Origin of the sequence: Sinorhizobium numidicum (assembly GCF_029892045.1) — a bacterium.
GTDB classification, from domain to species: Bacteria; Pseudomonadota; Alphaproteobacteria; order Rhizobiales; family Rhizobiaceae; genus Sinorhizobium; species Sinorhizobium numidicum.
On sequence record NZ_CP120368.1, the window covers coordinates 995,964 to 1,016,482 of the forward strand.

The window sequence follows — 20,519 nt, forward strand, 5'->3', positions numbered from 1 at the left end:
GGGGTCGAAGCTCGACACCGCAGTCGGAAGCCGACGCTCTACGCACTGAGCTACAGCCGCAACGGAATGCCACGGTGGTAGTCCCCGGGGTCCGGAAAGTTCTATCCGGCAGGCAAGAGGGGGCAACGACAGCAGGCCGAACGCACCGGCCGAAGCGTGAAGCGGACGGGCTTAGGGTCGAGTGTGGGTCATCGGAATGGTGTTGCTTTCCTGCAACGATTCATGTGTGATTTCTACAATTCGAAATTGTGTACTTGCCGATCGGCCAGTCTCGTGTAATGTAACGCTATCCGCAATTCAATCAGAGGAGGCGTGAAATGGAATCTATTCTCGTGTTTGTGCGCCTCTCTGGCGGGACGGCTATCATGGCTTCGATGTGTCGTGCATCTAGCCCAAGCCGATTTTGGTTCCAGGGCCTCTAAGCCCCGGATTTCCGCCGTTTGGCATTTTCCCATCTGATCTGACGTGACCGGCTGACGGAGCGACTGTTCGCATTTCCGCGTCCGCATCCGCGCGTCTTTTGACCTACGAGAGGACCTGGCTGCGCGTTGCGCCGGGACAGAAGCTCATGCGCGAAGCACAATTTTTAGTTGTCGATACCCTTGCGGCAACGGTCGACGAACTGTGCCGGAAATTCGGCGTCTGGAAGACCACGGGTGCGTTGATTCTGGCCGCCTGGAGGCGTCGTCAAATGAAGAACCAGATGTCTCACCTGCCAAATCGCATGCTCCGCGATATCGGCCTTCCGGAGAGTGAGAACGCGCCCGGGGAAGCCAGATTTTTCCCTTGGGATGTCCGGTTTTAAGGCAAGGTGACATCTACAGCGCCGCGCGTCTAATTAGACGCGCAAAGTTCGCTGTAGCACTTTGAATCGCTGCATGATTTTGTCCTTAAATCGGTTCCGATTTAAGGAATCATGCAGTAAGGCCTCGGCGGCTTGTCCGCCGGGGCTGGCCTGCTTAGGCAGGCGGACTGTCCCACGACGTTCGAAGCGGTGAAACAGCCCTATCGGTCATCATGGCCGACGGGCCACCTTACCAAGTGAGGACCGCATTGAAAGGCCCCCAGTGGCGGCAATCGCATCAACCTGAATCGTTTCTTGGAAGTGTGCCGTTTTGAGACGCTGCCGGCTTCGTTGCTACTGCATGTTTCCTTAAATCGGAGCCGATTTAAGGATAAAAACATGCAGCAATTCAAAGTGCTACAGCGACCTTTGTGCGTCTGAAAAGACGCACAGCGCTGTAGGGCGCCCAGCGGGCTTTATTGTTCACTAAGAAACGTCCTGTTTCCAAAACGCTGTCTTCTCAAAGTGAACGATGGACGCGATGATGCCTTCAACGAATGCATCCTCTGCGAGACAGCGATGTCGAAGGAACCAATTTTCACACTGCGCGAAATCCTTATCTGGTCCGTCATCCTGGGCAGTGTCGTCGGCTATCAGCTTTGGCGGCATGCCGATCTACCGCCGCTGACCATCGATCTGGCGACCATCGAGAGGCACGCCTGATGATCGCCGGCAGAGGAAAGTATGAAGCGGCGTTCGCCAACGAAAAAGGGGGCCGCGTGGCCCCCTGTCGATCGTCGCAAAATCGTTGATCAGCCGTCGATCGCGTCGATGATCTCCACGGCCTTTGCGGCAGTGACACGGCGTACCTCTGCGTCTTCGCGGCGATTGGCGAAGATTTCCGTCGCCATCAGCTGGTCGGCGAGATCGGCCGGCAGCGAGAGGATCACCCGGCTCTCTTCCGCATGGATGCCGCCGAGAGCGGCACGCTTGGCGGTGATCATGCCGCCGGCAACCGTATTGTTGGTGTCGGGGTCGATCAGGATGAAGGCGCCGGTCGTGCGGTTCTGCTCGTAAGTGTCGAAGATCGCCTGTTCGTCGAAGGCGAGGTGAACCTTGCCGATGGCATTCATCGGCAGCTCTTGCGTCTGGTTCCACTTGCCGCTGTTGAGGTCGAGCTGGCTCGCGGGTTGCACCTGAACGCGCTGGCGGCGGCTGCCGGACTTCAGCCAGTAGCGCTTGCCGGGCTGGATGCCTTCCGGCTGGAGCGCGACAAGCTGCGCATCGAAGGCAAGCCCGGTCATCGGCTGGCTGTCGATCGCCGCGATCACGTCGCCGCGCGAAACGTCCACCTGACGGTCGAGCACGAGCGTGATCGCATCGCCGGCAACGGCGGCATTGCGCACGAGATCGAACGTGACGATCTTCGTCACATTGGCGACGATGCCGGATGGCAGGATGACGACGGAATCGCCGGGCTTCACCGAGCCGCCGGCAACCGTGCCCTGGTAGCCGCGGAAGCTTTCACCGGGGCGCGAAACACGCTGCACCGGCAGGCGGAAGCCGACGGTCTGCGCCGAGCGCGTCGTTGCGAGCTCCAGAACCTCGATCAGCGTCGGACCATCATACCAGGGCATGGAGGCGCGGCCGTCATAGACGACGTTCTCGCCTTTCAGCGCCGAGACCGGGATCGCTGTGACCTGACGCACGCCGAGCGACAGCGCCAGTTCCCTGAATTCGTGCGAGATCTGTTCAAAGCGGGCGCGGTCGTAGTTCGTAAGGTCGATCTTGTTGACCGCGAGCACGAACTGGCGAATGCCCATCAGCGTCGCGATCGTTGCGTGGCGGCGGGTCTGCTCCAGAAGGCCCACGCGCGCATCGACCAGCAGCACGGCCAGATCGGCGGTCGAGGCACCGGTTGCCATGTTGCGGGTATATTGCTCATGGCCGGGCGTGTCGGCGACGATGAAGGAGCGCCTGTCGGTCGAGAAATAACGGTAGGCGACATCAATGGTGATGCCCTGTTCGCGCTCGGCCTGCAGCCCGTCGAGCAGCAAGGCGAAATCCGGCAGGCCGAGATCGTTTTGCTTGCCCTTGGAATCGCGCTGGAGGCTTGCGGCCTGGTCTTCCTTCACCGCCTTGGTGTCCCACAGCAGCCGGCCGATCAGCGTCGACTTGCCGTCATCGACGCTGCCGCAGGTGATCAAACGCAGCGGACGGGTATCCCGCGTGGCCCGCGCCGGCTCCTGCGCCGGAAAAGCGACGACAGCGGTCGTTTCGTCGAGAGCGGCGTTCGCGATGGCGGGTGCGGTCATCAGAAATATCCTTCGCGTTTCTTCTTTTCCATCGATCCGGCCTGATCGCGGTCGATGGCGCGGCCCTGCCGTTCGGAGACGGTCGCGGTTTCAAGTTCGGAAATAATGTCGTCGAGTGTGGTGGCGCGGGAACGAATGGCGCCGGTCAGCGGGAAGCAACCGAGCGTGCGGAAGCGGATGACTTCTTCGCGCTTCGTCTCGCCAGGCAGAAGCTCGAGGCGCGGGTCTTCGGCGAGGATCATCATGCCGTCGCGCTCGACGATCGGGCGCTTCTCCGCGAAATAGAGCGGCACGATCGGAATCTCTTCCGCCTGAATGTAGCGCCAGATGTCGACTTCCGTCCAGTTTGATAGCGGGAAGGCGCGCACGCTCTCACCCTTGCGGACCATGCCATTATAGATGTTCCAGAGCTCGGGGCGCTGGTTGCGCGGGTCCCAGCGGTGGTCCGGCGTACGGAAGGAATAGATGCGTTCCTTGGCGCGGCTTGCTTCCTCGTCGCGCCGCGCGCCGCCGAAAGCGGCATCGTACCGGCCGGCATCGAGCGCCTGGCGCAACGCCTCGGTCTTCATGATGTCGGTATAGAGCGCCGAGCCATGCGAGAACGGCGTGATGTTCTCGGTAGCCCCGCGCGGGTTGGTATGAACGACGAGATCGAGATCGTATTTTTCGACCATCTCGTCGCGGAAGGCGATCATCTCCTGGAACTTCCAGCCGGTATTGACATGCAGGAGCGGGAAGGGCACGCGGCCGGGATAAAAGGCCTTGCGCGCCAGATGCAGGAGCACGGAGGAGTCCTTGCCGATCGAATAGAGCATCACCGGGCGCTCGAATTCCGCCGCGACCTCACGGAAAATGTGGATCGCTTCGTTTTCCAGCGCCTTCAGATGCGGGTCGAGCGGCGGCTTCGCGCTCTGCGGATTGTGCAGTTCCGTTTCCGGATGGGTGTGGGGCATTTCGAACTCCAGGGGAGGATACTTGTCTTTTGATGCGGCTGCCGCCTCAGGCGGCGCTGCTTGCACTGGGGATAATGGAGGAAGCTGCTTCCGGCACATGCAGACCGCATTCCCGCTTCTCGTCATTCTCCCACCACCAGCGTCCAGCCCGCTCGGGCTCGCCGGGCTTGATCGCGCGGGTGCAGGGTTCGCAGCCGATCGATGGATAGCCGCGGCCGTGCAGCGGGTTGACGGGAATGGCTTGTGCCGCGACATGGGCGCGGATGGTCTCGATGTCCCAATCCGCAAGCGGATTGATCTTGATGAGCCCGCGTTCGAGATCCGCTTCCGCAAATGGGGTGGCGGCGCGATTGCCCGACTGGCCGCGACGCAGGCCGGTAATCCAGTAGCGTGCTCCTTCAAGGGCGCGGGCAAGCGGCTTCAGCTTGCGCACGCCGCAGCAGGCATGTCTCGCCTCGACGCTTTCGTAAAAGCCGTTCATGCCGTACTGCGCCACGTAAGCATCGATATCGGCCTTTTCAGGATGATAGCGCTTGATCAGGATGCCGTAGGTTTCCTCGGTCCGGTCGATGAGCGCAACGGTCTCGTTGAAGAGGCGGCCGGTGGAGAGCGTCGCAACTTCGATGCCGAGGCGGCCGGTTCCGATCGCGGCGGTGATGACCTGATCCTCGATACCGAGCGACGTCGTGAAAACGGTCCGGCCTTCAAGACCGGCGACCAGGGCCAGGCGTCCGGCAAGATCCAGGCCTTCGAGCTTTGCGTTCAAGGCCTCCGCTTTGGCTTCGAGGGATTGCGTGGTCATGGCTGCATCCTGTTGCAATTTGCACGGAATATCGCAGCCGTTTGTGACAAAGGACAGAAAAACGGATTTCTATTGCTCAAGGATCAGAGCAAATATCTCTCTCATCCAGAAAGTTCTAAGAAAACCTAGTAAATTGGTAGATTATTCTCCCCGCAGACGTGCAGGGCCAGGTTACTCGTGCGCGTACCGCGCTGAATGGTCTCTCGGCGTTCAAGATTTGTTGAATGCACTGTCCTTCCGTTTCAAGCGCGCCAAGTTCAGGCTGATCTTATGGGTCCATGGACAGGAGAGAAGAGATGGCCAGACCCTTACCGCTTCGCATGCTCGTCGCAGCTCTCCTTGGGCTGCTTGTCGCCACGGGTGCCTATGCACATCATGGCTGGTCCTGGGCGGAAGCCGATCAGATTGAGCTCTCCGGGACGATCCGCGAGATTTCGATGGCGCCGCCGCATCCGACCCTTCGCGTCGAGACGAAAAATGACGGCGTCTGGCGAGTCGAACTCGGCAATCCCCGCCTCACCGAACGCTCCGGTTTCGTCGAGGGCGTCGCAAAGATCGGCGATCCGATCGTCGCACTTGGCAATCGCTCGCTCGACCGCAGCGAGAAGAGGATGAAGGCGGTCCGGATCACGGTGGCCGGAAAGGTCTACGACATTTATCCGGAGCGCATACGGACGAATTGATGGAAGGGGTAAGCGTGCTGGAGTGGATCGGGACGTTGCCCTTTGCGGTGGCGATACGGCGCTCCGCAATCCTCTATCTCTTCGTGAACGCTGCGCACGTCCTTTCGATTGGGCTCTTAGTCGGCGCGATCCTTCCACTCGACCTGCGGCTGCTCGGCTTCTTCAGGAAGGTTCCGGTAGAGGTGGTCGGGCCGTTCCTCTCGCGCGCGGCGGCGACCGGCGTCGGCCTCGCGATCATCACCGGCTTCTGCCTCTTCAGTGTCCGCCCGCTCGAATATGCCGGTAATGCGGCCTTTCTCACCAAGATCACCCTGCTTGCCCTCGGCATCACCAATGCGCTGCTGCTGCATCTGACGCCGCAATGGCGAGCAGCCGTCAAGGGCGGACCGCTTTCCCCAAGAGTCCGCCTCTCGGCCCTGCTTTCCGTGGCGATCTGGACCGGAGCGGTACTTTCCGGGCGCTGGATCGGCTTCCTTTCAGAGTAGTCTCACCGGTCGCTCAACGCCCATCTCGGATTGATCCAAGGCTCCTGGTTGGAGCGGGCGAGCGGTTGCTTGCCAAGAATGTAATCGGCGGCCTTTTCGCCGGTCATGATCGAGGGGCCGTTGAGATTGCCATAGGTGATGTGCGGAAAGATCGAGGAATCGGCGACACGCAGTCCTTCAACACCGATCACCCGCGTTTCCGGATCCACCACCGCCATCGGGTCGTCCTTCGCACCCATCTTGCATGTGCCGCAAGGGTGATAGGCGCTTTCCAGGTGCTCGCGCAGGAAGGCGTCGATCTCCTCGTCCGTCTGGACTTTTTCTCCCGGCTGGATTTCCGGGCCGCGATAGAGGTCGAAGGCCGTCTGGCCGAAGATCTCGCGCGTCAGCCGCACGCAATGGCGGAATTTCTCCCAGTCCTCCGGATGGCTCATATAATTGAAGCGGATGACCGGATCGGCTTTCGGATCGGGGGAGCGAAGCGTGACGTCGCCGCGTGATTTCGACAGGTTGTAGCCAACATGCACCTGAAAGCCGTGCGAGTTCGCCGCCGCCTTGCCGTCATAGCTGATTGCCACCGGCAGGAAGTGGTACTGGATGTCCGGCTGCTTGACGCCGGGAGCCGAGCGCAGGAAGGCGCAGGCCTCGAACTGGTTGGAAATGCCAAGGCCGGATTTGAAGAAGAGCCATTGCGCCCCCGCCACGCCCTGCCAGAACCACGGCAGCCAAGAATAGAGCGAGACCGGCTTGGTGCTGACCTGTTGGAAATAGAATTCCATATGGTCCTGGAGATTCTGGCCGACGCCCGGGCGGTCGACCTCCACCTCGATACCCATCTCTCTTAGATGCGCTGCAGGACCGATGCCCGAGAGCATCAGCAGTTTCGGCGAATTGAAGGACGACGCCGAGACGATCACCTCGCGATTGGCCTTCACCACTTCTGTCCGGCCGTTGCGTTCGATCTCAACGCCCGTTGCCCGGCCATTCTCGATGACGATCTTATGGGCGAGGCAACGAATGAGCTGGACATTGGACCGTTTCAGTGCCGGCTTAAGATAGGCGGAAGCGGCCGACCAGCGACGGCCGTGCCAGGTCGTCTGCTCCATCAGGCCAAAGCCTTCCTGCTTCGAACCGTTATAGTCTTCGGTAGCCTCGAAGCCTGCCTGTTTCCCCGCTTCGATGAAGGCGCGGAAGAGGGGATTCCTGAGGCTGCCGCGCTGGACATGCAGCGGCCCGTCGGTACCGCGCCAGCCCTCTTCGCCGCCATGAGAATTTTCCATCCGCTTGAAATAGGGCAGCACGTCGGCATAGGCCCAGCCCTTGGCGCCGAGCTCTTCCCAGCGATTGAAATCCTCCGCATGGCCGCGGACATAGACCATGCCGTTGATCGAGGAGGAGCCGCCGATCACCTTGCCGCGCGGCGCGGTGATGCGCCGGTTGTTGAGGTTCGGTTCCGGCTCGGAGAGATAGCCCCAATTGTAGCGGTTCATGCTCATCGGCCAGGCAAGGGCCGCCGGCATCTGGATGAACGGGCCGAAATCGGAGCCGCCGAACTCCAGCACGATGACCGAATGCTTGCCGTCTTCCGAGAGACGATAGGCAAGCGCCGAGCCTGCCGAGCCGGAACCGATGATGACAAAATCTGCCTGCATGCGATGGTCTTTCTTTTGTATCCTTTAAGCGGCGGCGATGATTGCCGTGACGCTGCCTCTTGGAAGGACTCTTTCGCGCCACCGACCTGGCGCTGCTGGATCCCCGGAACACGCTTCGCTCGCCCAAGGATGAGGGAGAAAAACAGCAGCCTCTCGCCCGAAACGCCGCTTGATCCTCAATAAGGCGCCTGCACCGGCCCCATGCCGACATAGACGGTCTTGAGCTCGGTATAGTGGTCGAGTGCCGCGACCGAGTTTTCCCGCCCGAAGCCGGATTGCTTCGAGCCGCCGAAGGGGATTTCGACCGGGCAGAGATTATAGGTGTTGATCCAGAGCGTACCGGCCTCGAGCTGGTCGACGACCCGGTGCGCGCGGGTGAGGTCCGCGGTGAAGACGCCGGCGGAGAGACCGAATTCGGTCGCATTCGCGCGTGCGACGACCTCGGCCTCGTCGTCGAAGTCGAGCACGCACATGACCGGTCCGAAGATTTCTTCGCGCGCAATCGTCATCTCGTCGGTGACATCGGCGAAAACTGTTGGTTGGATATAGGTGCCTTCGGTATTCACTGCGTTCGGAATGCCGCCGCCGGTCATGAGCCGCGCGCCTTCGGCTTTACCCTTCTCGATATAGGAGAAGACCTTGTCGCGCTGTGGCTTGGAAACCATCGGGCCGAGTTGGGTCGCCTCGTCCATCGGATCGCCGATGACGATCGCCTCCGTGCGCTGCTTGAGCCGCGCAAGAAAGGCGCCCTTGATCTTTCGCTGCACGAAAACGCGGGTGCCGTTGGAGCAGACCTGGCCGGTCGAATAGAAGTTGCCGAGCATGGCGCCGCCGATGGCGCTTTCGAGATCGGCGTCGTCGAAAACGATCAGCGGGGACTTGCCGCCGAGTTCCATCGTCACGTGGCGAAGTCCGGCGGCGGCCGCCTCGTAGACCTTACGGCCGGTCGGCACCGAGCCGGTCAGCGACACCTTGGCGACGTCCGGATGGTTGACGAGCAGCGGCCCGGTCGAGCGGTCGCCCTGGATGACGTTGTAAAGGCCCTTCGGCAGGCCCGCTTCCACCAGGATCTCGGCAATCTTCAGCGCCCCGAGCGGGGTATTCTCCGACGGTTTGAAGACCATGGCATTGCCGGCCGCGAGCGCCGGCGCGCCCTTCCAGCAGGCGATCTGCTGCGGATAGTTCCAGGCGCCGATGCCGACGCAGACGCCGAGCGGTACCCGCTTGGTATAAGCGAAATCGCTGCCGAGTGGGATATAGTCGCCGTTGAGTGCGGCGGCCGCGACACCGCCGAAGAATTCGAAACTGTCAGCGCCCGAGGTCGGGTCGGCGACGATCGTTTCCTGGATCGGCTTGCCGGTGTCGAGCGTCTCGAGCTCGGAGAGCTCGCGGTTGCGTTCGCGCATGATTTCGGCGGCGCGCTTCAGGATGCGGCCGCGCGCCGTCGGGCTCATCGCCGCCCATTCCGGCTGCGCCCGTTTGGCGGCGGCGATCGCTTTCTCGACGATCGCCGGCGTTGCGGCATGCAGGCGCGCGATGACTTCGCCGGTCGCCGGATAGATGCTCTCGATCACCGTGCCGGCGGTGTCCTCGACATATTCGCCGTCGATGAAGTGCGAGGCTTGCGGTTGGGCTCTCATGTCATTCTCCCCGCGGGTAGCGTTTGGATTCCTCGAGATTGTCGAGGTTCATGTGGTTGCGCATGTAGCGCTCGGATGCTTTCTGCAGCGGCTGATGGTCCCAGGGGTAATAAGCGCCGTTCCGGAGCGCCTCGTATACCACCCAGCGCCGCGCCTGGCTTTCGCGCACGGCGGCATCGAAGGCCTCCATGTCCCAGTGCGCAATCCTCATGTCGCGAAAGGCGGTGAGCGTGGCGGTATCGACCGGGCTGCGCGGACTTTCCGCAAGATTGGTGAGTTCCAAGGGATCAGCTTCAAGGTCGTAGAGCTGGTCCGGATCGAGTGCGCAGTGGATATATTTCCACTTGCCTTCCCGAATGCAGACGAGCGGCGCATAGGAGGCCTCCGCCGCATATTCCATCAGCACCGGTTCCGTCCTGTCTGCGCCGTTCATCATCGGCAGAAGGCCGACGCCGTCCGTCCAGGGCTTGACCTCGTCCATCGAGATGCCGGCGAGATCGGCAAGCGTCGGCGTTACGTCGAGGTTCGAGGTTGGCGTCAGATGCAGACCGGGTGCAACGCCCGGGCCGGCGATCATCAGCGGCACGCGCGCCGAGCCTTCGAAGAAATTCATCTTGAACCACAGACCGCGCTCGCCGAGCATGTCGCCATGGTCGGAGCAGAAGATGATGAAGGTATTGTCGAGCATCCTTGTTCGCGTCAGCGTATCGATCAGGTCTCCGACCTTTTCGTCGAGATAGGAGATGTTGGCGAAATAGGCACGGCGAGACCGCCGGATGTCCTCCTCGGTCACCTCGAAATTCTCGTAGTCGCAGGAGAGAATGATGCGTTTGGAATGCGGGTCCTGTTTCTCGGGCGGAAGCATGCCAAGTTCCGGCAGCAGGTGCTCGCAGTCCTCGTAAAGGTCCCAGAACTTGCGCCGCGCCACATAAGGATCATGCGGGTGGGTGAAGGAGACGGTCAGGCACCAGGGGCGGCGGTTCTCGTCGTCGTTCTCGCGGGATAGATGATAGAGCTTCTGATTTGCCAGAAACGCCACCTCGTCGTCATACTCCATCTGGTTGGTGATTTCGGCGACGCCGGCGCCGGTGACGGAGCCGAGATTGTGATACCACCAGTCGATGCGCTCGCCGGGCTTGCGATAATCCGGCGTCCAGCCGAAATCGGCCGGATAGATATCCGTCGTCAGCCGCTCCTCGAATCCATGCAACTGGTCCGGCCCGACGAAATGCATCTTGCCGGATAGCGCGGTGTAATAGCCGGCGCGACGCAGGTGGTGGGCATAGGTCGGGATCGACGACTGATATTCCGCCGCATTGTCGTAGACGCGGGTGCGGCTCGGCAATTGCCCGGCCATAAAGGACGCGCGAGCCGGCGCGCAGAGCGGCGACGAGGTGTAGTTGTTGCGGAAGCGGGCCGATCGCTTGGCCAGCGCCTTTAGGTTGGGCGCATGCAGGAAGTCGGCAGGACCGTCAGGGAAAAGCTTCCCATTCAGTTGGTCCACCATAATGATCAGGATATTCGGCTTCGCGGTTGTCACGCGGTTTGTTCCTTAAGTCTACATCTCGCTTGTTGGCCTTTGCCCCTCAACCTAGCCTCTCCCCGCAGAGGGGAGAAGATGGCGGCAGCCGGATGAGGGGCAACTACCTGCCAGCATGGCGGAGTTGTCGCCTCCGACTCATGCTTCGCGAGCCTGCAAATGCGCATTCACATAGTCTTCCGTCAGCGCGATCGAAGCTTCGATGCTGATCGGCGCCGATTTCAGACTTTGGCGGATATAAAGCCCGTCGATCATCGCAGCCGCGCCCTCGGCGATGCGTTCCGCGTCATCCTTTGCGCAGAGCGCCCTGAGGCTGACCAAAAGATTGGAGCGCAGCCGCCGCGCATAGATGACGAGAAGGCGGCGAACGTCGTCGGAGCGCTGCGCTTCGGAATAAAAGGCGAGCCAGGCGGCGATCGTCTCGGGCGCGAATTGGTCTGCCCGGAAGCTGACGCGGATCAGCGCGCTCACCTTTTCTCGTGGCGTCGCTGCCGCTTTCAATGCGGTCACCGCATCCTGGCGCAACTGTCGCAAAAGGCTGCGGATGGTCGCGATCAGCAATTGTTCCTTGCTGCCGAAATAGTGATGGGCGAGCGCAGGCGAGACACCGGCCGTCCTGGCGATATCGGACATGGTGACGGCCAGCGTGCCTTGATCGCCGATCACGCGCAGCGCTGCATCCACCAGCGCCTTGCGGCGCACCGGCTCCATTCCGACTTTCGGCATTCCTGTCTCCTCTGACACGTCTCAGTTTATTTTTGATTGACGCATCAATCAATAAAAAACTTTCGCTTTTTCCCTTTCTTTTTGCTGCAAAATCCGGCTCAATCATGAGGTGGCGCTCGCACTTATCGGCAAGACTGGAGGTTGAGAATGACCCACGCTTTCGATCCCGCCGGTAGAGACACCGTGGCAGGCAAATGGGGATGGTTTGTCGCCCTTGGCGTGCTTCTGATCATGTGTGGCGGTATCGCCTTCGGCAACCTGCTCATGGCGACCGTCGCGTCCGTCTATTATGTCGGCATCATCATGCTGATCGGTGGTCTGCTCAATCTCGCCCACGCCTCTCAGGTCAGGGGCTGGGAAAGCTTTTTCTTCTGGGTGCTGAGCGGCGCTTTCTATGCGGCTGCGGGCCTGTTCGCCTTTGTCAATCCGGTGCTCGCGTCCTCGGTCCTGACCTTCCTTTTGGCGCTCGCACTGATCGTCGCTGGCGGCTTCCGCATCTGGGTCGGCTTCACGCTGCGGCCGCTGGCCGGCTGGGGCTGGATTGTCATCGGCGGGCTTGTCACCTTGGCCGCCGGGCTCATCATCGCCGCCGGCTGGCCGGTCGACAGTCTCTGGATTCTGGGCCTGTTCCTGGCAATCGATCTTGTCATGCAGGGTTTGGCGCTGATTGCCTTCGGCGTTCTCGTCAAAGCCTAGAAGAGCCGTATTTTCAACGAGCAAAGGCGTGCCTTTGTCCCTCGCTTAAGCTTCACAAAACTTTCACATTCGGGAAAGACTTCGTTGACGCTTGCCTTCGATGCTGACGCGCGTCAATTGTCGCTATCCTGGAGCCCGGCATGTCCGCCGCCCCCGCAGAAGTCCTGTCGCTTCGTCGCTTCGGCGACGAGCAGATCGTCACGCTCGCCAAGCTCGTCATCGAAAATGCCTTCCAGCCGATCGTGGAAGCGACGACCGGCGCGGTCTTCGGCTATGAATCATTGGTGCGGGGATACGAGCGTCTGGGCTTCACGTCTCCGCTCGAGCTGCTCGATAGGGCAGAAAGTGCGGGTCAGCTCCTGGCGCTGGAGCACTTGATTAACAGTCGCGCCGTTGCCGCCTTCGCGACCATTCCGGATTTTTCGGCGCGTACCCTGTTCCTGAATTTCGATTCGCGCCTGGTCGGTGGCGAGGGGGACGTCGTTGAACGGCTGGTCAATCATCTCAAGCGCGGCAATATCGCGCCGTCCTCGCTTTGTTTCGAACTCTCGGAGCGTTTCGACGGCGGCAAGATGCCGGATTTCTCCGCGCTGGTTCGCCAGTTGCGGCTCGCCGGCTTCAAGCTGGCGATCGACGACTTCGGCGCCGGCTTCAACGGGCTGAAACTCCTTTGCGACCAGCCGGTCGACTATGTGAAGATCGATCGGCATTTCATTTCCGGCATCGAGAGGGACCCGCGCAAGCGGCACCTCGTTCGCCACACGGTCAACATGGCCCATGTGCTCGGGACGCGGGTGATCGCCGAGGGGGTGGAGACGGAGGCCGAATTGCTGGTTTGCCGCGATATCGGCTGCGATCTGATACAGGGCTATTTCGTTGCCCGTCCCACGACGCATCTCAACGAGTTGCAGCCGGTCTATCCTCATTTGGCATCGATCGGCAGCGGCAGGCGGCGCTCGGCGACACTGGACAGCATTCTGATCAGGAAGGAGATCGAGCAGCTTCCGGCGGTCAGCGAGAGCGACGACCTCGATTCCGCTTTCGACCTTTTCCGCCTCAATCCCCGTCAGCCGTTCTTTCCGGTGCTGAACGCCAATGGCGAGCCCCGCGGCATCCTGCACGAGTACCACGTCAAGGAGATGATCTATCATCCCTTCGGCCGCGATCTCCTGAAGAACCGCATCTATCAGCGCCGCATTTCGCATTTCGTCAGTCCGGCGCCGACCGCCGAACTCGATACGCCTGCCGATGAGATGCTGAAGATTTTTGCCGGCATGGACGGCAGCGATTGCGTGATCGTGACAGAAAACATGCGCTACGCCGGCATTCTTTCCGCTTCGTCGCTTTTGAAGATCATCAACGAGAAGCAGCTAAAGACGGCGCAGGAGCAAAACCCGTTGACGGGTCTTCCGGGCAACCGCGCCATTCGCGATTATGTGCAGGACGCCATTCTCGACGGCGATCAGACGCGCTATTTCTGCTATTGCGACTTCGACGATTTCAAGCCGTTCAACGACACTTACGGATTCCAGAAGGGCGATCTGGCGATCACCTTGTTTGCGGCCCTCCTGCGGCGCCACTTCATCGGCGAGGAGAAATTCCTGGGCCACGTCGGCGGCGACGATTTCTTCGTCGGCGTCAGCGGCTTCAGCGAAGGGGAGATGCGCACGGTGCTCGGGCGCCTTGTCGATGATTTTCATTCGGACGTCCGGCAGCTCTATTCGCAGGAGCACCAGGCGGCAGGACGGATCAGCGGCTATGGCCGCGACGGTGCCACGAAGGAATTCCCGCTGATGCGCTGTTCAATCGCCGTGCTGGTGCTTCCGGAAGGCTACATCCTCTCCGACGCTCAGACGGTGAGCGCGCGGATTGCGGAGTTAAAGTCTCGCGCCAAGGCAAGCGAGAGCGGTCTGGTGCTGGAGCCGCTTCTGCAGCCTTGATGACATAGCTCCGGCCGCCGCCGCTGGTGACAAGCCGGATCATGCCGGAACGGCAACGTTGCCGGTTTTATCGAGTTCTCTTGTCTTCCCATTCCGGAAGTCTGGCTCGACGGCAAGAGAGCGCGGACTTTCCGGAACGGCAGAGGGGCTATAGGTTAGACGCAATGCCGTTTTGCGAGGATGCCGCCATGACCCTTCCGACCGAGATGACCTATGTGGACGTGCCAAACCCGGGTGGGGCGGAAAACATGGTGCTGGCGCGGGGGCCGCTGCCGCAGGTGAAGCCCGGCGATATCCTGATCCGCGTCGAGGCGTCGGGGATCAATCGCCCGGATCTCCTGCAGCGCAAGGGCGACTATTCGCCGCCGCCGGACGCGAGCCCCATTCTCGGCCTTGAAGTTGCGGGCGAGGTGGTGGCTCTCGGCGACGGCGCCACCGGGTTCTCGATCGGCGACAAGGTTTGCGCGCTCGCCAATGGCGGCGGCTATGCCGAATATTGCGCGGTGCCGGCGACGCAGGCCCTTGCCTGGCCGAAGGACTATGATGCGGTAAGGGCCGCGGCATTGCCGGAGACCTTTTTCACTGTCTGGGCCAACGTCTTCGACATGGCAGGACTCAAGCGGGGCGAAACGATCCTCGTTCACGGTGGATCGAGCGGCATCGGCACAACGGCAATCCAGCTCGCCAAAGCCTTCGGCGCGGAAGTATTCGCGACCGCCGGCAGCGCCGAGAAGTGTCGGGCTTGCGAGGAGCTTGGCGCGAGACGCGCGATCAACTACCGCGAGGAAGATTTCAAAGCCGTCGTGCTCGATGAGACAGGCGGGCGCGGGGTCGATGTCATTCTCGATATGGTCGGCGGGCGCTATTTCGATCGAAACATCGGTTGCCTTGCCAAGGACGGACGCCTGTCGATCATTGCCTTTCTCGGCGGTGCGCGGGTAGAAAACGCCAATATCGCGCCGATCCTGAGGAAGCGGCTGCATGTGATGGGATCTTTACTTCGGCCACGCACGGCTGAGAAAAAACAGGCGATCCGCGACGGGCTGCTTGCAAGGGTCTGGCCCCTCCTCGAGAGTGGCGAAGTTGCGCCTGTCATCCATGCCGTCCTGCCGTTCGAAAAGATTGCCGAGTGTCACCGACTGATGGACGCAGGCCACCATATCGGCAAAATCGTGGTGAGGCTGGGCTGAGATACGACGATAGTCGGCCTTGCATTCGGGCTGAAACAACCTACGTTGGAGATATCGGCAACAACAGAAAGGAAGGTGATCCAATGTCTAATGAGATTTCGGACCTCGTGACAGGCATGGGAAAGGTGAAGGAGTCGAGGCAGCCCTCGGCTTGATACCCGCCTTCCTTCGGGCCAGCCGGCCCGGGCCGTCATAGGCCAAAACTCATGGAAGGGTCGCCAAGTGCGGCCCTTTTCCTTTTGCATCATGGGTCCGAATTGCGGGCATCAGAGCCCGAGACGGCCGATGGCCGGTATCTTGATTGCAGGCCTTGCAACGTCGAGCCCCGCCACCAATCCCATGAAATGCAGTTCCAAGCCGCTTCGCCAGCCGGCTGAAATACCGGCGAGCCCATAGAGCGTCGCATGAAGATCGAGACCATCGGTATCGACCTGGAAGAGCCTGCCCCCGGGCAGGTAGTCGCGCCCGACGGCGTCCGGCGGCAGCACTGCGTCAAGTTCGGGTACGGACCGCAGCACATGAGCGACGAAGGTGTTTGAATTCGGGCCCGGCCAGAGGCGATAGGTGCCGGGCGAGGAATAGGGATAGGCGGCGATCGCCTGCTCCACCTTCGAAAGCAGCCGCTCCGCTTCCGCGCCCTTGATCGCGACAACAATGCGCGGCTCATTCGAATACCAGCGCGCATCGGCCTGATAGGCGTTCTTGCGGATCGGCTTGCCCCAGCCGACTTTCTCGTACCGGCCGTAGGCGAGGGCCCCTTCCTCCTTGGTGACGATCCAGGCATGGCTCGCCACGGCCCCCTTCATGCCGCCTGTGGTCGCCGAGAAGACGTAGATTGCGGCTTCCGGACTTTGGCTCGCCTCGGGCAGCATGCCGGCGGAGGACCAATCCGCATCCCGCCAGCTCTGCGGCCTATCCTTCACGTACCACCAGCCCGCCGAGGCGAGTGCCGGAAGCAGGTAGATGAAGAGGAAGGCGGCGAGCAGCCGACGCAAGATTTTCATGGATTACCCCGGTTTCCAGCAGATGGATTCCTGATAAATGCGTAGGCGAAAAAGGAAAATTGAGGGCAAGCATGTCTAATCCCGTTCTGGTCGAGGTCACGCGCGGAAACCTGGTCGAAAGCCGCCATCGCGGGGCGGTCGTCGCCGTCGACGGCGAAGGCCATACGGTATTTTCATTGGGGGATACGGATGCGGTCATCTTCCCCCGTTCCGCCTGCAAGGCCATGCAGGCCCTGCCGCTCGTGGAAAGCGGTGCAGCGGACGCCTATGGTTTCGGCGCCAAGGCGCTGGCGCTTGCCTGTTCCTCGCACTCCGGCGAGCCGGAGCACGTGGCGCTCGCCGTCGAAATGCTGGCGGCTGCGGAGCGTGACGTCGGTGCCCTCGAATGCGGCGCCCATTGGTCCTCCGACCAGAAGACGCTGATCGCACAGGCGCGTTCGCTCGAGGCTCCGAGCGCGTTGCACAACAATTGCTCCGGCAAGCATGCGGGCTTCGTCTGCACCTGCTGCCACTCCGGCACGGAGGTTTCCGGGTATATCGGCTACGACCATCCAATCCAGAGGCAAATCCGCGGCGTCATGGCAGACCTGACGGGGGCAATTTTCGCTCGAGACAACTGCGGTGTCGACGGCTGCTCGATCCCGACCTATGCCGTACCGCTGAAGGCCCTTGCCCACGGTTTCGCCAAAATGGCGACCGGCTTTGGGCTGGAACCGGAGCGGGCGCGTGCTTCGAAGCGCCTGATCGATGCCTGCATGGCCGAGCCGTTCTATGTCGCCGGCACCAAGCGTGCCTGTACGCGACTGATGAAAACGGCGCCCGGACGTATCTTCGCCAAGACCGGTGCCGAAGGCGTTTTCTGCGCGGCAATCCCGGAAAAGGGCATCGCGATTGCGCTTAAATGCGAGGACGGAACGACGCGCGCCGCCGAGGCGATGGTCGCGGCCACACTCGCACGCTTCTTTGCGGACGAACCTGAGATCCGCGCAGCCTTGATGGCGCAGGCCAACCACGCGATGAGCAACTGGAACGGCATGCATGTCGGCGATGTACGCGTGACGGAGGCTTTCGCCATCTGACTTTGCGACCGGCTTGCGCCGTCAGGTCATGATCAACGTAGCGGCGGCATCGCGGTAGGGGGATAACGGTTCGGCCGCCATATCCGCGGGTACGATCAGGCCGGCAATATCGCCGACGCCCAGGATGCGGTGAGGGGAGGCAGCGCCGAATTTTTCCGGCGTAGCGAGGACGTAGGTCTCGGCGGATTGGCGGGCAATCGCGCGCTTGATCGCGGCTTCCTCGTAATCACCGGTCGAAAGTCCATGCACGGGGTGAACTGCGGTGACGCCGAGAAAAAAGACGTCGACGCGAATCTCCTCGATGGCCGCAATCGCGGCCGCGCCTGTTGTTACCATCGAATGCTTGTAGAGCCTGCCGCCGACGAGGATCACCTCGGCATCGTGGCGCTCAAGCTCGGCGGCAATCGTCGGGCTATGCGTGACGATGGTCGCGCGCAGGTCGCGCGGCAGTGCACGCGCGATTTCCGCATTGGTGGTCCCTCCGTCGAGGAAAACGACCTGTCCCGCCTTGATGAGGCCTGCCGCGCGGCGGCCGAGCTTTCGCTTCGTCTCACTGGCGATTGCACCGCGGGCGGCGAAATCGGGCAGAGGCGGCGCCAACGGTAGTGCGCCGCCGTGAACCCGCTTCAACAAGCCTTCGGCCGCCATTTCCCGGAGGTCGCGGCGGATCGTATCCTCCGAAAGCCCGAGTTCGTCTGCAAGTGCCTTGGCAATGATCTGTCCGTCGCGGTCGAGTCTCGCCGCGATCATGGCCCGTCTTTGTGTGGTCAGCATCAATTTCTCCTTGACTCGTCACGATATTGCATGAATGTTCATAAAATAACAGGTAATTTCTGGAAAGTTCGTGCAAAATATTGGAGGAAATCATGCTTGTCCTGATTGCTGGTCCCTATCGTTCGGGTACGGGAGACGATCCGTCTAAAATGGCGGAGAACTTGAAGCGTCTGGAAGAGCCGTCCTACGCCCTTTTCAGGGCTGGGCATGTGCCGATGATCGGTGAATGGGTAGCCTTGCCCGTATGGCGCGCGGCAGGCGGGAGCCATGTCGGCGATGACCTCTATGAGGAGATTTTCCATCCCGTCGCCGGCAGGCTGCTCGCGCTTTGCGATGCCGTACTGCGGCTGCCGGGCGATTCCAAGGGGGCTGACAATGACGTGCGTATCGCCCATGAGCGCGGCATTCCGGTCTACTACCGCCTCGAAGACGTGCCGGGCTGTTCCGACGCTCTGGTCGCGTGAGTGAAAGCTCCGGCGGGGCTCGCTCCGCCGGCAGTTTTCGCGATTATTCGTGCACGTGCGGCTCGGCAACGAAGGTCAGCGTTGCGGTGTAGCCGGTCTTGTCGGCAGCGCTGCCTTCGAGCGGCACCGTGTGGCTGACCGCCAGCACGTTCAGCCCGGCATTTGCGGCGCGAGACCTCCGTCGCTCCTATCATGTTATAACATTTACAGAACACATAGTTGTTAGCGGGCCGTCGCCGACCTTGTCAATCGCGGCGATTTCATTTTTGCTGCGGGCACAAATTGCGGCCGCAGGCCGCCATGCAAGTTTGGGAGGCAGGACAATGCTGAAACTGTTTTATACGCCCGGAACCTGTTCGCTCGCCTCGCACATCGCCCTGGAGGAGGCTGGAGTGGAGTATGAAACACGGCGTATCGATTTTTCGAAAGGCGAACAGACCACGCCCGAATACCTCGCGATCAATCCGAAAGGGCGGGTTCCCGCATTGGTGACCGAGCGCGGTACGCTGACCGAAACGCCGGCTGTCCTCGCCTATATCGCCCAGAGTTTTCCGGAAGCCCGGCTGGCGCCGCTGAATGAACCATTCGAGTTCGCACGGTTGCAGTCCTTCCTGAGCTATCTCTGCTCGACGGTGCACGTCGCCCATGCTCATGCCCGTCGCGCCGCCCGGTGGGCCGACGATCCGGCTGCGCATGAGGCGATGAAGGCGAAGGTTCCGAAGAACATGACGGATTGCTTTGCCCTGATCGAGGGCTCGATGTTCGCCGGTCCCTTCGTCATGGGCGAAGATTATTCGATAGCCGATCCCTATCTCTTCACGATCGCCGGCTGGCTAGAGGCCGATGGCGTCGATCCGTCACAATTCCCGAAAATCCTCGACCACCGCAACCGGATGGGCGAGAGGCCGGCCGTCACAAGGGTGCTTGCGGTGGTGCAGGCATAGGGCGGCGTTGGTCGGTGCCGCGTGTCGGGCGGTCTACAGCGCTTTTCGGACGCACAAAGGTCGCTGTAGCGCTTTGAACCGCTGCATGTTTGTATCTTTAAATCGGTTCCGATTTAAGGATACACGCCGTAGGTTTCAGGGACCAAACTGGGCCGCGAGCCGCTTCGGCGCTTTCTCTCGCCAGGCAGCAATCAGTCTCTGCGTCAGCGTTTCATTGTCGATAGCGGACAGCCTAACGAGCATCGCCGGCCACCCCTTGTAATGGTCGGTCTCGAAGAAAAGCGACGGATCGAGTTCCATCAGCATTTCCTTCTCTTCCAGCGCGCACATCACCACCAGCGTCTCGGCGTTCTTCATCCGAGCGAAGCTCTTGCCTTTGACGAGCAGCGCTGGCGTTCCGTAGGACGTGCCGACGGTCGTTTCCGGCAGTCCGATCGACTCGGCCAGCCGCCGGACCCGTTCGAAGGAACTCACCATATCTCCCGCCATGATCACGCCGTCTGTTCACGCCAGTGCGTCAGCCACAATAGCCGAATTATGGCCGTCGATCATGGGCAGTCGCAGGTTCCGTCCATCGCCGCGCGCGGCCACGGCCAGCCCGGGAATGGCAGATCGGCAAGTTCGCGTTCTTCCATCTGGGCGAGATCCGGATGCTGGAGGGGATCGCGCAACCAGTTCACCGCCGCCTCCGGACCGCCGCAGGTGATCGCAGGCAATTTTAGCATAGAGAAAAACTTCAGCATGGCGAGTCATCCTTCCGATGCAGTCGCAGCGTCAGACATGTGTTCGGAGCTAAGGAGGAATCCGATTAAAAGTCTGGAACTGCTGCCTGGTTTCTCCTGGATCGA

At 61.2% G+C, this 20,519-nt stretch carries 21 protein-coding genes; 10 read left to right on the forward strand and 11 right to left on the reverse strand.

Annotation, left to right across the window (positions count from 1 at the left end; all coding sequences use genetic code 11):
• Positions 1 to 568: 568 nt before the first annotated feature.
• Both PYH37_RS15830 and PYH37_RS15835 read left to right on the forward strand, forming a co-directional pair.
• Positions 569 to 805 (forward strand): YjiS-like domain-containing protein, encoded by a 237-nt coding sequence (locus PYH37_RS15830; RefSeq protein ID WP_280735865.1) that lies wholly within the window; start codon positions 569 to 571, stop codon positions 803 to 805.
• Between the two features lie 558 nt (positions 806 to 1,363).
• Complete coding sequence (locus tag PYH37_RS15835) at positions 1,364 to 1,507, forward strand: hypothetical protein (protein ID WP_280735866.1); 144 nt, start codon at positions 1,364 to 1,366, stop codon at positions 1,505 to 1,507.
• A gap of 89 nt (positions 1,508 to 1,596) precedes the next feature.
• On the opposite strand, the gene cysN is transcribed toward PYH37_RS15835, so the two are convergent.
• The 3 genes from cysN to PYH37_RS15850 are packed head-to-tail and all read right to left on the reverse strand — an operon-like array spanning position 1,597 to position 4,854.
• Entirely contained in the window at positions 1,597 to 3,099 is a 1,503-nt protein-coding gene (gene cysN, locus PYH37_RS15840; RefSeq protein ID WP_280735867.1) for a sulfate adenylyltransferase subunit CysN, read from the reverse strand.
• Positions 3,099 to 4,052 carry a sulfate adenylyltransferase subunit CysD gene (gene cysD / locus PYH37_RS15845; protein ID WP_280735868.1) on the reverse strand — a complete coding sequence of 318 codons (954 nt, stop codon included), beginning with the start codon at positions 4,050 to 4,052 and terminating at the stop codon, positions 3,099 to 3,101. The genes cysN and cysD overlap by 1 nt, the downstream gene beginning before the upstream one ends.
• A gap of 46 nt (positions 4,053 to 4,098) precedes the next feature.
• Positions 4,099 to 4,854: a phosphoadenylyl-sulfate reductase gene (locus PYH37_RS15850; protein WP_280735869.1), complete on the reverse strand. Its 756-nt coding sequence runs from the start codon at positions 4,852 to 4,854 to the stop codon at positions 4,099 to 4,101.
• 296 nt (positions 4,855 to 5,150) lie between these two features.
• On the opposite strand from PYH37_RS15850, the gene PYH37_RS15855 reads away from it, so the two are divergent.
• Entirely contained in the window at positions 5,151 to 5,537 is a 387-nt protein-coding gene (locus tag PYH37_RS15855) for a DUF6152 family protein (RefSeq protein WP_280735870.1), read from the forward strand.
• Complete coding sequence (locus PYH37_RS15860; protein WP_280735871.1) at positions 5,537 to 6,022, forward strand: DUF6644 family protein; 486 nt, start codon at positions 5,537 to 5,539, stop codon at positions 6,020 to 6,022. The genes PYH37_RS15855 and PYH37_RS15860 overlap by 1 nt, the downstream gene beginning before the upstream one ends.
• 2 nt (positions 6,023 to 6,024) lie before the next feature.
• Here the strand turns inward: PYH37_RS15860 and betA are convergent, their stop codons facing one another.
• The 4 genes from betA to betI all read right to left on the reverse strand — a co-directional run bounded on the left by betA (position 6,025) and on the right by betI (position 11,580).
• Positions 6,025 to 7,674 carry a choline dehydrogenase gene (gene betA / locus PYH37_RS15865; protein ID WP_280735872.1) on the reverse strand — a complete coding sequence of 550 codons (1,650 nt, stop codon included), beginning with the start codon at positions 7,672 to 7,674 and terminating at the stop codon, positions 6,025 to 6,027.
• Positions 7,675 to 7,850: 176 nt separating this feature from the next.
• Positions 7,851 to 9,314 carry a betaine-aldehyde dehydrogenase gene (gene betB / locus PYH37_RS15870; protein ID WP_280735873.1) on the reverse strand — a complete coding sequence of 488 codons (1,464 nt, stop codon included), beginning with the start codon at positions 9,312 to 9,314 and terminating at the stop codon, positions 7,851 to 7,853.
• 1 nt (position 9,315) lies between these two features.
• Positions 9,316 to 10,854 (reverse strand): choline-sulfatase, encoded by a 1,539-nt coding sequence (gene betC / locus PYH37_RS15875; protein WP_280735874.1) that lies wholly within the window; start codon positions 10,852 to 10,854, stop codon positions 9,316 to 9,318.
• A 138-nt stretch (positions 10,855 to 10,992) separates the two neighbouring features.
• Positions 10,993 to 11,580, reverse strand: a complete 588-nt coding sequence (gene betI / locus PYH37_RS15880; protein WP_280735875.1) for a transcriptional regulator BetI — start codon at positions 11,578 to 11,580, stop codon at positions 10,993 to 10,995.
• A gap of 147 nt (positions 11,581 to 11,727) precedes the next feature.
• On the opposite strand from betI, the gene PYH37_RS15885 reads away from it, so the two are divergent.
• From PYH37_RS15885 to PYH37_RS15895, 3 genes are all read left to right on the forward strand, one after another.
• Positions 11,728 to 12,276 (forward strand): HdeD family acid-resistance protein, encoded by a 549-nt coding sequence (locus tag PYH37_RS15885; RefSeq protein WP_280735876.1) that lies wholly within the window; start codon positions 11,728 to 11,730, stop codon positions 12,274 to 12,276.
• A gap of 140 nt (positions 12,277 to 12,416) precedes the next feature.
• On the forward strand, positions 12,417 to 14,216 hold the full coding sequence (locus PYH37_RS15890; protein ID WP_280735877.1) for a bifunctional diguanylate cyclase/phosphodiesterase: 1,800 nt from the start codon (positions 12,417 to 12,419) through the stop codon (positions 14,214 to 14,216).
• A 188-nt stretch (positions 14,217 to 14,404) separates the two neighbouring features.
• Entirely contained in the window at positions 14,405 to 15,406 is a 1,002-nt protein-coding gene (locus PYH37_RS15895) for an NAD(P)H-quinone oxidoreductase (protein WP_280735878.1), read from the forward strand.
• 266 nt (positions 15,407 to 15,672) lie between these two features.
• Here PYH37_RS15895 and PYH37_RS15900 read toward each other — a convergent pair whose 3' ends face one another.
• A complete protein-coding gene (locus tag PYH37_RS15900; protein ID WP_280735879.1) occupies positions 15,673 to 16,410 on the reverse strand; it encodes a DUF3750 domain-containing protein in 738 nt (245 codons plus the stop codon).
• 71 nt (positions 16,411 to 16,481) lie between these two features.
• Between PYH37_RS15900 and PYH37_RS15905 the strand changes: the two genes are divergently transcribed.
• Positions 16,482 to 17,489 carry an asparaginase gene (locus PYH37_RS15905; RefSeq protein WP_280735880.1) on the forward strand — a complete coding sequence of 336 codons (1,008 nt, stop codon included), beginning with the start codon at positions 16,482 to 16,484 and terminating at the stop codon, positions 17,487 to 17,489.
• Positions 17,490 to 17,510: 21 nt separating this feature from the next.
• Here PYH37_RS15905 and PYH37_RS15910 read toward each other — a convergent pair whose 3' ends face one another.
• Complete coding sequence (locus PYH37_RS15910; protein ID WP_280735881.1) at positions 17,511 to 18,263, reverse strand: DeoR/GlpR family DNA-binding transcription regulator; 753 nt, start codon at positions 18,261 to 18,263, stop codon at positions 17,511 to 17,513.
• A 92-nt stretch (positions 18,264 to 18,355) separates the two neighbouring features.
• On the opposite strand from PYH37_RS15910, the gene PYH37_RS15915 reads away from it, so the two are divergent.
• Together PYH37_RS15915 and PYH37_RS15920 are read left to right on the forward strand one after the other, a co-directional pair.
• Positions 18,356 to 18,727: a DUF4406 domain-containing protein gene (locus PYH37_RS15915; protein ID WP_280735882.1), complete on the forward strand. Its 372-nt coding sequence runs from the start codon at positions 18,356 to 18,358 to the stop codon at positions 18,725 to 18,727.
• A 323-nt stretch (positions 18,728 to 19,050) separates the two neighbouring features.
• Positions 19,051 to 19,671, forward strand: coding sequence for a glutathione S-transferase family protein (locus PYH37_RS15920; RefSeq protein WP_280735883.1), 621 nt, complete (start codon positions 19,051 to 19,053; stop codon positions 19,669 to 19,671).
• A gap of 135 nt (positions 19,672 to 19,806) precedes the next feature.
• On the opposite strand, the gene PYH37_RS15925 is transcribed toward PYH37_RS15920, so the two are convergent.
• Positions 19,807 to 20,160 carry an MmcQ/YjbR family DNA-binding protein gene (locus tag PYH37_RS15925; protein WP_280735884.1) on the reverse strand — a complete coding sequence of 118 codons (354 nt, stop codon included), beginning with the start codon at positions 20,158 to 20,160 and terminating at the stop codon, positions 19,807 to 19,809.
• Between the two features lie 59 nt (positions 20,161 to 20,219).
• A complete protein-coding gene (locus tag PYH37_RS15930) occupies positions 20,220 to 20,414 on the reverse strand; it encodes a hypothetical protein (RefSeq protein ID WP_280735885.1) in 195 nt (64 codons plus the stop codon).
• Positions 20,415 to 20,519: the final 105 nt, after the last annotated feature.